The organism is Achromobacter sp. ACM05 (assembly GCF_019218915.1).
Taxonomy (GTDB): domain Bacteria; phylum Pseudomonadota; class Gammaproteobacteria; order Burkholderiales; family Burkholderiaceae_B; genus Achromobacter; species Achromobacter animicus.
The window spans coordinates 783,323-796,143 of record NZ_JAHUWQ010000003.1; the positions used below are offsets into that span (position 1 = coordinate 783,323).

A 12,821-nucleotide genomic window follows, 5' to 3' on the forward strand; every position below is an offset into this window, starting at 1 on the left:
CAGGACGGCGACGTCCCCAGACTTCAGCGTTTGCGCTGAAGCCGGGGCGGATATCGCCACACCGAGCGCGGCCAAAACGGTTAAAAAACGGTGACGCATTGTGGTGGGCGACATTCGTGGGAGAAAAGAGACAGTGGGCGGGCGGAACGGGGTGCAGTGTGCCCCGGTATCGTGGCGCCTTCAAGACTGCGGGGTTGCCTGACTGGAACTTTAAACGCCAAATGGTGCCAAAACCCGGTGCGACTGCGATTTTCAGGCCGTCCCCCTCTGGGCAAAGCCGCCGCAACTGCACAAGTAAAGCCTCTGCGCGCGCTCAAAGCGCTCGCAGGGCGGCTTTTTGGCTCAAAACCGCGCCTTAGTCCTTGATTTCTCTCAATAACTATTTTGAAACTAGATTGTCATCAGACGGCTAAGGTACGCTAAACTTTCAGCCACCTTCTCATGCGAGGCTCATAACAGCTTTATGGATTACATCCTCTCCTTCATTGCCGGCGGCCTGACCCAAGCGACTTGGTGGCAGATCGTCGTTTTCACTTTGGTCGTGACGCACATCACGATTGTTGCGGTCACGGTTTTTCTCCATCGCAGCCAAGCGCACCGCGGTCTGGATCTCCATCCGGCTGTCATGCACTTCTTCCGCTTCTGGCTCTGGATGACGACCGGTATGGTCACCAAGGAATGGGTGGCTATTCACCGCAAGCATCACGCCAAATGCGAAAAGGAAGGTGACCCGCACTCGCCCATGCTGTTCGGCATCTGGAAGGTTCTGTTCCGCGGCGCCGAGCTGTACCGCGAAGAATCGAACAACAAGGAAACCATGGCCAAGTTCGGCCACGGCACGCCTGACGACTGGCTCGAGCGCAACGTCTACAGCAAGCACAGCCTGTGGGGCGTGCTGACCATGCTCGCCATCGACGTCGCCCTGTTCGGCGCGATCGGCGTCACGGTCTGGGCTGTCCAGATGGCCTGGATTCCCTTCTGGGCCGCCGGCGTCGTCAACGGCATCGGCCATTTCTGGGGCTACCGCAACTACAACAGCCCGGACACCAGCACCAACGTGTTCCCGTGGGGCATCGTGATCGGCGGCGAAGAGCTGCACAACAACCACCACGCCCACGGCACGTCGGCCAAGTTTTCGGCCAAGTGGTACGAGTTCGACATCGGCTGGTGCTACATCAACATCCTGAAGTTCTTTGGCCTGGCCAAGATCAAGAAGGTTGCGCCCAAGCTCAAGCTGGACGACTCCCGCACGGGCATCGACCTGCGCACGCTGCAAGGCGTGATCACGCACCGCTACGAAGTCATGGCCCGCTATGCGGACGTGATCAAGAGCGCCGCCCGCGAAGAACTTGCCAAGCTGAAGGCTTCGCGCCAGGAAGGCAACGCCGAATGCGGCTACACCAAGCTGCACAGCGTGCGTCGCGCCATCCATCGCAACGAAGATATCCTGCAGCCCGAGCAACTGGCTGCCGTGGACAAGGCCATCGCCCAGAACAAGTCGCTGTCGACGCTGGTGCAGATGCGCCGCGAACTCGGCCGCATCTGGGAAAGCTCCAGCGCCAGCAGCGAACAGCTTCTTCACGACCTGCAGGCCTGGTGCCAGCGCGCCCAGCAAAGCGGCATCGCTGGGCTTGAGCAGTTCGCTCAACATCTGCGCCGCTACGCGGCATGATGCTAGAGAAGCTAAATCCTGAACAACGCGCCGCAGTAACGTTAGAACCGCAGCACGCCCTGGTCTTGGCCGGGGCGGGCAGCGGGAAGACCCGGGTGCTCACCACCCGCATGGCCTGGCTGATTCAAACCGGCCAGGCTTCGCCTTTTGGGCTGCTGGCGGTTACGTTCACCAACAAGGCCGCCCGCGAGATGCTGGCGCGCATGTCGGCGATCCTGCCGATCGATACGCGCGGCCTCTGGATCGGCACGTTCCACGGCCTGTGCAACCGCATGCTGCGCGCGCATCATCGCGACGCCGGTCTGCCCCAGAGCTTTCAGATCCTCGACGTCACGGACCAGCTTGCGGCCATCAAGCGCCTAATGAAGGCCAACGGCGTCGACGACGAAAAATACCCGCCCCGCGATGTGCAGCGCTTCATCAACGGCGCCAAGGAAGAGGGCCTGCGTCCGCCGGACGTCGAAGCCTACGACGCCCATCGCCGCCGCCTGATCGAGATCTACCAGCTCTACGAAGCCCAGTGCCAGCGCGAAGGCGTGGTCGACTTCGCCGAATTGCTGCTGCGCGCCTACGAATTGCTGTCGCGCAACGCGCCCGTACGCGAACATTATCAACGCCGTTTCCGGCACATCCTGGTCGACGAGTTCCAGGACACCAACACGCTGCAGTACAAGTGGCTGCGCCTGTTGGCCGGCGGCGGCGCGGCCATTTTTGCCGTGGGCGACGACGACCAGTCCATCTACGCGTTCCGCGGCGCGAACGTCGGCAACATGGCCGACTTCGAGCGCGACTACGCGCATGGCACCGTCATCCGCCTGGAGCAGAACTACCGGTCCTACGGTCACATCCTGGATTCGGCCAACGCGCTCATCGGTCACAACTCGGGCCGCCTGGGCAAGAATCTCTGGACCGACCAGGGCGAAGGCGAGCCGGTCCGCGTCATCGAACAGCCGTCCGATGGCATGGAAGCGCAGTGGATCGTGGACGAAATCCGTTCGCTCATCCACGAAGGCAGCGACCGCCGCGAAATCGCGGTGCTGTATCGCAGCAACGCGCAGTCGCGCGTCATCGAACACGCCATCTTTTCCGCCGGCATTCCGTACAAGGTCTACGGCGGCCTGCGCTTCTTTGAACGCCAGGAAATCAAGCACGCGCTCGCCTACCTGCGCCTGATGGCCAATCCGCACGACGACACGTCGTGGATGCGGGTGGTCAACTTCCCGACGCGCGGCATCGGGGCGCGCACGCTCGAGCAGTTGGCCGACGCCGCCCGGCAGCATGACACCAGCCTGTATGGCGCGGTGGCGCTGGTCGGCGGCAAGGGCGGTTCGAATCTGGCGCAGTTTGCGCAACTGATTCATCGCCTGATCGAAGAAACGCGCGAGCTGCCGCTGCCCGAAATGGTCGAGCACATGCTCGAAGCCAGTGGCCTGAATGCGCACTACAAGGCCGAGCGCGAAGGCGCCGAGCGGCTGGAGAACCTGAACGAACTGATCACGGCCGCGGCCGTGTTCGCGTCCGAGGAAAACTACGACGGCATGCCCGCCGGCGTGGTGCCCGACCACGACACGTCGTCGACGCTCATGCCGGGCGTGGTGGACGCGCCGGCGGTTGCGGGAGACAACCTGACGCCGCTGGCCGCGTTCCTGTCACATGCGGCGCTCGAGGCCGGCGACAACCAGGCCCAGCAAGGCCAGGACGCCGTCCAGCTCATGACGGTGCATGCTGCGAAGGGCCTGGAGTTCGACGCCGTCTTCATCACCGGCCTGGAGGAAGGACTGTTCCCGCACGAGAACAGCATCCTCGAGCCCGCCGGCCTCGAAGAAGAACGCCGCCTGATGTACGTGGCGATCACCCGCGCGCGCCAGCGCCTGTACATCAGCCTGGCGCAAAGCCGGATGCTGCATGGCCAGACGCGCTATGCGATGCGCTCGCGCTTCCTGGACGAAATTCCCGAGCAGCATCTGAAGTGGCTGACGCCCAAGGCCGGACTGGCGCCCATCAGCGCCACGGGCGCGGGCTGGGGTGGCGGCAACCGGGGCGATGCCTTCGGCCGCAAGCCAACCAACACCATTGCGCCGCGTCAACCCCGTGGCGTCGCAACCGGCGTCACGGTGGGCGACAAGCAGTATCGTGTGGGTCAGGGCGTCCGTCACGCGCGTTTCGGCGACGGCACCATCATCGGTCTGAGCGGCGCGGGTCAGGACGCACAGGCGGAAATCCACTTCCGCGACGTAGGCGCCAAAACGTTGGCGCTGGGCATCGCCAAGCTCGACATTGTTCAGGGTTGACTACATATGGCTACCAACGATTCCCCCAAAGCCGAGCTGGCGGCCCTGCGCGCCGAAGTCGACGAGATCGATCAGCAGATCATGTTGCTGCTTGGCGTGCGATTCCGTTGCACCGACATGATCGGCGAACTCAAGACCAACCACGGCATGGACCTCGTCGATCCCAAGCGCGAAGCCCAGCAGGTCGAACGCATCCGCCGTTTGGCGCTGGAAGCGGGCGTTCCGCCCGATCTGGCTGAAACCATCCTGCGCGAAGTCATCGACACGGTAATCGACAACCATACCCGCTTGCGCGAGCGTCCGTACTCGTAACCGCAGGCGCGCGCCAGCGCTTCCCACGCAAGCGCGCAGCACGCTCAAACCCAAAGAAATCGGCCCCGGATTGGGGCCGATTTCATTTGGATCAGGCTTCGCTCTGGTCTATCTCTTCCAGCGAGCCTTGCAGCTCAAGCCACTGCTCTTCCAGTTCCCCCATCCGCTTGCCGTGTTCGCCATGTTCCGCCATGACCTTCTGGCGTTCAGCGCGACGCGCGTCGGAATACAGGTCCGGATCGGCGATCACCGCATCCAGGGCGGCCAATTTGCCGCGCAGCTTTTCCATCTCGGTTTCGACCTTGGCCAGCTTGGACTCCAGCGGCTTGCGCAGTGCAGACAGGCGTTGCCGCTGTTCGGCCTCGGCGCGGCGTTGCGCCTTGCGATCCACGACAGGCTCGCCGCCGCTTTCAGCGTTTTCACGCGCCTCGGCCCGCTCGTCCGCGTTGCGCGCGGCCAGCCAGTCGCGGTAGTCCTCAAGGTCGCCGTCGAACTCGCGCACCGCACCGTCCGCCACGATCCAGAAGCTGTCCACCGTAGTCCGCAAGAGGTGCCGGTCGTGCGACACCAGCAGCATGCTGCCGCCGAAGTCCGCCAGCGCGGTGGCCAGGGCCTCGCGCGTCTCCACGTCCAAGTGGTTGCTGGGTTCGTCCAGCAGCAGCAGGTTGGGCTTTTGCCAGACGATCAGCGACAGCGCCAGCCGCGCCTTTTCGCCGCCCGACATCGGGCCGACCTTGCTGGTGACCGTGTCGCCCGAAAACCCGAACCCCCCAAGGTAATTGCGCAGCTCCTGCTCGCGCGCCTCGGGCGCCAGGCGGGCCAGGTGCGCGATCGGCGTGCTGTCCACGTCCAGCATGTCCAGCTGGTGCTGGTGGAAATACCCGATAGCCAGGCCACGCGAGGCGCGGCGCTCGCCCGCCTGCACGGGGATCTCTTCGGCCAGGGTCTTGATCAGCGTGCTCTTGCCGGCCCCGTTGGCGCCCAACACGCCCACGCGGCTGCCGGCGCGCACCATCAGCGTCACGTCGCGCAGGATGGGCACGGCGTTGCCTTCGGCGTCCGTGTAGCCTGCGGACAGGTGTTCCAGCGTCATCAGCGGATCGGGCACCTGTTCCGGTGACGGAATGCGGATGTCGATGCCCGCTTCGGCCTGCAGCGGCGCCAGCACCTGCATGCGCGCCAGCGCCTTCACGCGGCTCTGCGCCTGCTTGGCCTTGGAGGCCTTGGCCTTGAAGCGGTCGATGAAGCCTTGCAGCCGGGCCGTCTCGCGCGTCTGGCGCTCATAGGCAATGTTGGATTGACGCAGGCGCTCGGCGCGTTGCGTCAGGAAGTCGCCATAACCGCCGCGATACCGCGTCAGCTTGGCATGGTCGAAATGCAGAATGGACCGCGCGACGGCATCCAGGAATTCGGTGTCATGGGAGATCAGCATGACGGTGCCTTCGTAGGCGCCGAGCCACTTCTCCAGCCACAACATGGCGTCCAGGTCCAAGTGGTTGGTGGGCTCGTCCAGCAGCAGCAATTCGGACGGAGCCATCAGCGCGCGGGCCAGCGCTAGACGCATGCGCCAGCCGCCGGAAAAGCTCTCGACGGGCTGCGTCCATTCGGCAGGCTTGAAGCCCAGGCCGGCCAGCAGTTGCTCGGCGCGCGCGGCGGCGCTCCAGGCGCCGGCTTCCACCAGCGCGGCTTCCACTTCCGCGATCTGCGTGCCCTGGTCGTCGGACAGCGTCGCGCGCTGCGCCTGCAACGCGCGCAGGTGCGTGTCGCCGTCGATGACGAACTCGCGGGCAGGGCGGTCGTCGGCGTGAAGTTCCTGCTCGACGCTGGCGATGCGCCAGCCGGCGGGCAGCGACAAGGTGCCGGCGTCCAGGTCCAGCGCGCCGGTCAGCAGCGCGAACAGCGAGGACTTGCCCGCGCCGTTCTTGCCTACGATGCCGACCCGTTCACCGGGGTTTACAACGAATTCGGCGCCGTCCAGCAGCACTTTCGTGCCGCGGCGCAGGGTCAATCCAGAGGCGCGTATCACAGGCTCAGTTGCTCGCGGGTAAGCAGCAGGAGCTGGTCCGAGGCTTCCTCGGTGTCCAGCCAGATGGGCGAAAGCTGCGGGAAGGCGGCCTCGAAGAAATCGCGCTCGTGGCCGATTTCCAGCACCAGCACGCCGTTTTCCGACAGGTAGCGTGGCGCGGCGTCCAGGATGCGGCGCACGAGGTCCATGCCGTCGTCGCCGCCGGCCAGCGCCAGTTGCGGTTCGTGCAAATACTCCTGGGGCAGGGCGCGCATCGAACCGCTGTTCACGTAGGGCGGATTGCAGACGATCACGTCGTATTCGCGCGCGGGCAGGTTGTCGAAGAGATTGCTGGCGTGCAGGTCCAGGCGATCGGAAAGCCCGTAGTCGTCGACGTTGCGGCGGGCGACTTCCAGCGCGTCGGCGGAAACATCCACGGCGTCCACGTGCGCGTAGGGAAAGGCCAGCGCCGACAGGATCGCCAGGCAGCCCGAGCCGGTGCACATGTCCAGCACGTTCTCCACCGCCAGCGCATCCTGCACCCACGGCGACAGCCCCTGGTCCAGCAGCTCGGCGATCGGCGAGCGCGGCACGATGACCCGCTTGTCGACGTAGAACCGATGACCGCGAAGCCACGCTTCGTTGGTCAGGTAGGCGGCGGGCACGCGCTCGGTCACGCGGCGGTCCAGCAGGTCTAGCACGCGCTCGCGCTCTTCGCGCACCACCCGGGCATCCAGGAACGGATCCAGCGTGTCCAGCGGCAGGTGCAGCGCGTGCAGTGTCAGGTAGACCGCCTCGTCCCAGGCATTGTCGCTGCCGTGTCCCAGCGAGACCTGGGCGCCATTCAGGCGCGACACGCCGTAGCGGATCAGGTCGCGCACGGTCTGCAGTTCTTCGCGGGAGGTTGCGTTCGTATCAGGCATTCAATTCACCGCCCCAGGGGGAAAACGGAAAAACGCCCCCGGGAGGGGGGCTAAAAAGATCGCGCGGCGGGACTTGAATCCCGCCGGCGCGTGCATCATGCGGGCAACAGCAGGTTTTCCAGCGTGCGCCGATAGATGTTCTTGAGCGGTTCCAGCGAGGCGACCTCGATGCGCTCATTCACCTTGTGGATCGTGGCGTTGCCGGGGCCGAACTCGATGACCTGCGGGCAGATCTTGGCGATGAAGCGGCCATCCGACGTGCCGCCCGTGGTCGACAGCTCGGCGGTCACGCCGGTTTCGGCATGGATCGCCTTGACCAGTGCATCCGTCAACGATCCGCGCGGGGTCAGGAACGGCTCGCCGCCCAGTTCCCACTCCAGGTCGTATTCCAGGCCATGCTTGTCCAGCACGGCATGAACCCGCTGCTTCAGGCTTTCCGGCGTGCTGGCGGTCGAGAAGCGGAAGTTGAACAACGCCACAGCCTCGCCCGGCACCACGTTCGTGGCGCCCGTACCGGAGTTCAGGTTCGACACCTGGAACGTCGTGGGCGGGAAGTATTCATTGCCCTGGTCCCATTCGATGTTCACGATGTCGGCCAGCGCGGGCGCAAGCTGGTGCACGGGGTTGCGCGCCAGATGCGGGTAGGCCACGTGGCCCTGGATGCCCTTGACCGTGAGCTTGCCCGACAACGAGCCGCGGCGGCCGTTCTTGCAGGTGTCGCCCAGCACGTCGCCCGACGTGGGCTCGCCGACGATGCAGTAATCCAGCTGCTCGCCGCGCGCTTTCAAAGCGTCGCAGACGATGGCGGTGCCATCGATGGACGGGCCTTCCTCGTCGGACGTGATCAGCAGCGCGATCGAACCGCCATGGTCCGGATGGGCCGCCACGAACTCCTCGGCCGCCACCACAAAGGCGGCGATCGAGCTTTTCATGTCGGCCGCGCCGCGGCCATACAGCCAGCCGTCGCGTTCGGTGGGAACGAAGGGATCGCTGTTCCACTTTTCGCGCGGGCCCGGGGGCACCACGTCGGTGTGGCCGGCAAAGACCGTCAGCGGGGCGGTGCTGCCGCGCCGGGCCCACAGATTGGTCACGCCGCCCTGCGCGATGGTCTCGCAGGTGAAGCCGATGCGTTCGAGCCGGGCGGCAAGCGCCGCCTGGCAGTCTTCGTCCGCGGGCGTCACCGAGGGACGGGCGATCAGGTCCTTGACCAGATCCAGTACGGCCGAATTGCTCATCAAGCCCTCAGCAGATCGTTGATGCTGGTCTTGGCGCGGGTCTGCGCATCGACACGCTTGACGATCACGGCGCAGGCCAGGCTATGCGAACCGTCAGCCGACGGCAGCGAACCGGGCACCACGACCGAGCCGGACGGCACGCGGCCGTACGTGATCTTGCCGGTGGCGCGGTCGTAGATCTTGGTGCTTTGCGACAGGAACACGCCCATGGCCAGCACCGAGTTCTCTTCGACCACGACGCCTTCCACGACTTCGGAGCGCGCGCCGATGAAGCAGTTGTCTTCGATGATGGTGGGGTTGGCCTGCAGGGGCTCGAGCACGCCGCCGATGCCGACGCCGCCCGACAGGTGGACGTTCTTGCCGATCTGGGCGCACGAACCGACGGTGGCCCACGTGTCGACCATGGTGCCTTCGTCAACGTAGGCGCCGATGTTCACGTACGAGGGCATCAGCACCACGTTGCGACCAATGAACGAGCCGCGGCGGGCGACGGCCGGCGGCACCACGCGGTAGCCGCCTTGCTTGAACGCGTTGTCGCCGAATTCCGAAAACTTGAGCGGCACCTTGTCGTAGAACTGCAGGGGCGCCTGGCCCATGATGGCGTTCTCGTTCAGACGGAACGACAGCAGCACGGCCTTTTTGATCCACTGGTGCACGACCCAGTCGTCATTGATCTTCTCGGCCACGCGCAGGCGGCCCAGATCCAGACCGTCGATGGTGTGCTCGACGGCTTCGCGCACTTCGGCGCTGGCGTCGACGGGCGACAGGTTGGTCCGGTTTTCCCAGGCTTGTTCAATGGTGGTCTGCAGGTCGAGAGTCATATCGGCTCAGCTTTTAAAGGTTGGTCAAACAGAGGTATGTACAAAATGGGCGATGCGCTCGGCCGCCTGCACGCAGTCGGCCAAAGGCGCCACCAGGGCGATGCGGATGCGTCCCTGGCCCGGATTGAAGCCATGGGCCTCGCGTGCCAGGAAACTGCCCGGCAGCACGGTAACACCGGTGCGGCCATAGAGGTCGCGCACGAACGCCGTATCCGAACCGGGCGTTGCCGCCCACAGATAAAACGAAGCTTGCGGCCGTGACACATCCAGCACCTTCTGCAGGATGGGCACGACCGCATCGAATTTCTCGCGGTACTGGCGCCGGTTTTCCTTCACGTGGGTCTCGTCCGTCCACGCGGCAATACTGGCCGCGGACACGATCGGGCTCATCGCACTGCCATGATACGTGCGATACAGCAGAAAACGGCCGATCAGCGCGGCATCGCCGGCCACGAACCCGGAGCGCAGGCCCGGCACGTTGGAGCGCTTGGACAGGCTGGAAAACGCCACCAGATTGCGGTAGTCGTCCCGGCCCAGACGGCGGGCCGCCTGCAAACCGCCCAGCGGGGGATCGCCTTCGTCCAGGTAGATCTCGGAATAACACTCGTCCGACGCAATCACGAAGCCGTAGCGGTCGGACAATTCGAACAGGGTTTTCCATTCTTCCAGCGACATCACGTTGCCCGCGGGATTGCCCGGCGAACACACGAACACCAGGCGCGTCTTCTTCCAGACGTCGTCCGGCACCTGGTTCCAGTCGCTGCCGAAATTGCGCACCGGATCGGCGTTGACGAAGTAGGGCGTTGCGCCCGCCAGCAGCGTGGCGCCTTCGTAGATCTGATAGAACGGATTGGGGCAGATCACCACCGAACCCGCCGACGGATCGATCACGGTTTGGGTGAATGCAAACAGCGCCTCGCGCGATCCGAGTGCCGGCAGCACCTGCGTGTCGGCATCAGGCGCCGGGATGCTGTAGCGGCGCGCCAGCCATTCGGAAATCGCCCGGCGCAATGCCGGATCGCCCTTCGTGGAGGGGTAGACCGACAGCCCGGCCATGCTGTCGCGGATGGCTTGCGCGACGCGCTCCGGCGCGGCGTGTTTGGGCTCGCCGATCGACAGGTTGATGGGCGCAATACCGTCCGGTTGCGAGCTGGCGGAGGCCAGCAAAGCCCGCAATTTTTCGAACGGGTAGGGGTGTAGGGCATCGAGGCGCGGATTCATGACGCAAGATTTTAACAAGCAAGCTACAATAGCGGGCTTGGCCTATTGCGAAGGTGGCGAAATTGGTAGACGCACCAGGTTTAGGTCCTGACGCCGTAACAGGTGTAGGGGTTCGAGTCCCCTCCTTCGCACCACCAAATCCCCCCATGATTTCAATGATTTAGGTTTTACACCTATCATTTCCTGAATGATTGGACCGGTCAGGCCAAACCCGCTTCAGTTCGTGGAAAGTGTCCGGTTACCCGCCGGTTTCCCTGAGCTTTTCAGGCCGGTTCGTCCAGACCCACTCTGGAATTCCTAGGCGAGGGTGGCGCCCAGTGGCGCCATTAAGCCGTGGCCCCATCCACGCAGTCCGTCGGCAGCGATTCATGCGCCGCGTTGACCGCCGATCCATCGACGTGCCGCAGTGACGGCCCGATCGAACAGATTCCCCACAGATCACGCCTGCTCGCTTGAACATTAGCCTTGCCGCGAGCCTTCCCCGTCCGACCCGTTTGCATAGAGCACGCCATGCTATCGACACTGATATACCGCAGCCGTGCTGTCACTTCGATGAACGCGCAGGATCTGACCGACCTGCTGACGCCCGCCCGAGCTCGCAACGCCGCCCTGTAGGTGACCGGCATATTGCTCTTTGACGGCGTTCATTTCGTCCAGTTGCTGGAAGGCCCCGACGAGGCGGTCAACCTGATATTCGATGCCATCCGGCGCGACGATGCCCACAAGAACGTCGTGCTGCTCATGCAGGATCACGGGCCTACCCGCCGGTTTGGGGGGGATGCGATGGCGCTGCTTGACCTGCGAGCGCTCGATCCCCAACAGGTTTCTGCGCGCATTCTGGCCAAGATGAAAAAGCCGGGGCGCTGGCCGGGCGGTGACGACCGGGTGGTGAAGATTCTTGGCTGGTATGCCGATGCGCATGGCACGGACCATATCGTCGAAGGCGACGACGCGGCCAACTGGCGGTTTGCGGCCAGCGGTGTTCGGTTGGCGCATGAAGATCCCGCAGCGCCTGCGCGGCCATATCCCTTTGCGCTGCAACCCATCGTCGATCCCCTGCGGCGTGAGATAACCTCCCTTGAATTCCTGATCCGCGGTCAATCGGGCGGATCGCCGGAACAGTTGTTCGCCAGCCTGAATCCTGCGGACCGTTATCGCGTGGATCTGGAATCCAAGGCCTCGGCATTTGAGCTGGCGCGGCGGCTGGGCCTGACCGATGTAAAGCTGTCGGTCAATCTGTTGCCCATGTCACTGATTGAAGATCCGGCCGCGGTCGACCGCCTGGTGGATCAGATTGCGGCGTGCGCGCTGTTGCCACAGCATGTGATCGTCGAAATCACCGAACAGGAAGCGATCGAGCGGCCGCGCGCCTTCAGGGATGCGATCGAACGGCTGCGCCGCGCCGGCATCGGCGTTGCGATCGATGATTTCGGGGCTGGCTATGCGGGCCTGTCGCTGCTGGCCGAGTTTCAGCCGGACAAGCTCAAGATCGACCGGCAGCTCATTCAGAACATTCATCAGGACGGACCGCGCCAGGCAATCGTCTGCGGCATTGCCCGCACGTGCAGCGCAATGGGCATCACGCCCGTCGCCGAAGGCGTGGAGCGGATCGAGGAGTGGTGCTGGTTGCAGGCTGCTGGAATCGAACGGTTCCAGGGCTATCTGTTTGCCAAACCAGCGCTCAATGCCGTTCCTGAAGTGCAGTGGCCTGAACGCGTCCGGCTGGACTGATTCGGCTCAGACAGCGCACTTTACCGCCTGCCCGCTTTGGGCAACCACGCCGTGAACCAGGCCGCTGCGCCAAGCGCCGCCAGGATGACCACCGTGCCCACGGTGGTGGTGAAAGCCGGCACGTACATCATCGCCAGATCCGTCAGCACGATGACGAGGAACGCGCCTGCCCAAGCCCACGCGATCCGTTCCGCGGTGCGCCGGAACGCCGGGCGGGCGGCCACCTCGGGCGACACCCGTTCCATTGCGTACTGAAGCGTGAAGGGACGGCCGGCAAAGATCGAACCCAGCACGATGGCCAGCAGCCCCGCGTCCACCAGCAGCCGAACGCTCAACAGCGACGGACTGAACGCCGGGAAGCGGGTCGCGAAGGCAAGCGCCCCGAACAGGATCAGCGATCCGACCTCGAGTGTCTTGGGCGAAACGTGAAGAATGAACCGGTCCCGGATGACCAGCAGGGCGGAAACGGCCGTGGCGGCCACGAGCGCGGCGTGGGTGCCGACCCGGTGCTCCAACAGCGCAAAGGTGATGAAGGGAACAAAGGCGAGCAGCAGTTTCACGGTGATCCTCCGGCGAAGGCGTCCCGCTGAAATTAGCATCCGCTGTTTGT

Annotated in this window: 11 protein-coding genes and 1 tRNA gene; 5 read left to right on the forward strand and 7 right to left on the reverse strand. The window is 64.4% G+C overall.

The genetic code is table 11. The annotated features are described in order from the left end of the window. Positions 1-439: 439 nt before the first annotated feature. The gene (locus KW836_RS28185) at positions 440-616 is read right to left on the reverse strand and encodes a hypothetical protein (protein ID WP_370633070.1); all 177 of its coding nucleotides are present in this window, start codon (positions 614-616) and stop codon (positions 440-442) included. On the opposite strand from KW836_RS28185, the gene KW836_RS22025 reads away from it, so the two are divergent. Genes KW836_RS22025 through KW836_RS22035 form a run of 3 tightly spaced genes read left to right on the forward strand, consistent with a single transcriptional unit; the run spans position 536 to position 4,275 of the window. Next, on the forward strand, positions 536-1,672 hold the full coding sequence (locus KW836_RS22025; protein ID WP_370633069.1) for a fatty acid desaturase: 1,137 nt from the start codon (positions 536-538) through the stop codon (positions 1,670-1,672). The genes KW836_RS28185 and KW836_RS22025 overlap by 81 nt on opposite strands. Beyond that, positions 1,669-3,963: a UvrD-helicase domain-containing protein gene (locus KW836_RS22030; RefSeq protein WP_175123435.1), complete on the forward strand. Its 2,295-nt coding sequence runs from the start codon at positions 1,669-1,671 to the stop codon at positions 3,961-3,963. Before KW836_RS22025 ends, KW836_RS22030 begins: the two co-directional genes overlap by 4 nt. A 6-nt stretch (positions 3,964-3,969) precedes the next feature. Next, entirely contained in the window at positions 3,970-4,275 is a 306-nt protein-coding gene (locus tag KW836_RS22035) for a chorismate mutase (RefSeq protein ID WP_175123434.1), read from the forward strand. Positions 4,276-4,366: 91 nt separating this feature from the next. Here KW836_RS22035 and KW836_RS22040 read toward each other — a convergent pair whose 3' ends face one another. The 5 genes from KW836_RS22040 to dapC all read right to left on the reverse strand — a co-directional run bounded on the left by KW836_RS22040 (position 4,367) and on the right by dapC (position 10,480). Beyond that, positions 4,367-6,301 carry an ATP-binding cassette domain-containing protein gene (locus KW836_RS22040; protein ID WP_218344752.1) on the reverse strand — a complete coding sequence of 645 codons (1,935 nt, stop codon included), beginning with the start codon at positions 6,299-6,301 and terminating at the stop codon, positions 4,367-4,369. Further along, positions 6,298-7,203, reverse strand: a complete 906-nt coding sequence (prmB, locus tag KW836_RS22045; RefSeq protein ID WP_218344753.1) for a 50S ribosomal protein L3 N(5)-glutamine methyltransferase — start codon at positions 7,201-7,203, stop codon at positions 6,298-6,300. Before prmB ends, KW836_RS22040 begins: the two co-directional genes overlap by 4 nt. A gap of 95 nt (positions 7,204-7,298) precedes the next feature. Next, a complete protein-coding gene (dapE, locus tag KW836_RS22050) occupies positions 7,299-8,438 on the reverse strand; it encodes a succinyl-diaminopimelate desuccinylase (RefSeq protein WP_218344754.1) in 1,140 nt (379 codons plus the stop codon). Further along, complete coding sequence (gene dapD / locus KW836_RS22055; protein ID WP_175123430.1) at positions 8,438-9,259, reverse strand: 2,3,4,5-tetrahydropyridine-2,6-dicarboxylate N-succinyltransferase; 822 nt, start codon at positions 9,257-9,259, stop codon at positions 8,438-8,440. Before dapD ends, dapE begins: the two co-directional genes overlap by 1 nt. Positions 9,260-9,283: 24 nt before the next feature. Beyond that, positions 9,284-10,480, reverse strand: coding sequence for a succinyldiaminopimelate transaminase (gene dapC / locus KW836_RS22060; protein WP_218344755.1), 1,197 nt, complete (start codon positions 10,478-10,480; stop codon positions 9,284-9,286). A gap of 47 nt (positions 10,481-10,527) precedes the next feature. On the opposite strand from dapC, the gene KW836_RS22065 reads away from it, so the two are divergent. Together KW836_RS22065 and KW836_RS22070 are read left to right on the forward strand one after the other, a co-directional pair. Beyond that, positions 10,528-10,614 (forward strand) — tRNA-Leu (locus KW836_RS22065). Between the two features lie 493 nt (positions 10,615-11,107). Then, the gene (locus KW836_RS22070) at positions 11,108-12,211 is read left to right on the forward strand and encodes a diguanylate phosphodiesterase (RefSeq protein WP_255596059.1); all 1,104 of its coding nucleotides are present in this window, start codon (positions 11,108-11,110) and stop codon (positions 12,209-12,211) included. Positions 12,212-12,231: 20 nt separating this feature from the next. On the opposite strand, the gene KW836_RS22075 is transcribed toward KW836_RS22070, so the two are convergent. After that, the gene (locus KW836_RS22075; RefSeq protein WP_218344756.1) at positions 12,232-12,771 is read right to left on the reverse strand and encodes a hypothetical protein; all 540 of its coding nucleotides are present in this window, start codon (positions 12,769-12,771) and stop codon (positions 12,232-12,234) included. Positions 12,772-12,821: the final 50 nt, after the last annotated feature.

Coding starts and splice junctions, on each gene's coding strand:
- KW836_RS28185 (WP_370633070.1), bottom strand. CDS start 616: ATGGAGATCCAGACCGCGGTGCGCTTGGCTGCGATGGAGAAAAACCGT.
- KW836_RS22030 (WP_175123435.1), top strand. CDS start 1,669: ATGATGCTAGAGAAGCTAAATCCTGAACAACGCGCCGCAGTAACGTTA.
- KW836_RS22035 (WP_175123434.1), top strand. CDS start 3,970: ATGGCTACCAACGATTCCCCCAAAGCCGAGCTGGCGGCCCTGCGCGCC.
- prmB (WP_218344753.1), bottom strand. CDS start 7,203: ATGCCTGATACGAACGCAACCTCCCGCGAAGAACTGCAGACCGTGCGC.
- dapE (WP_218344754.1), bottom strand. CDS start 8,438: ATGAGCAATTCGGCCGTACTGGATCTGGTCAAGGACCTGATCGCCCGT.
- dapD (WP_175123430.1), bottom strand. CDS start 9,259: ATGACTCTCGACCTGCAGACCACCATTGAACAAGCCTGGGAAAACCGG.
- dapC (WP_218344755.1), bottom strand. CDS start 10,480: ATGAATCCGCGCCTCGATGCCCTACACCCCTACCCGTTCGAAAAATTG.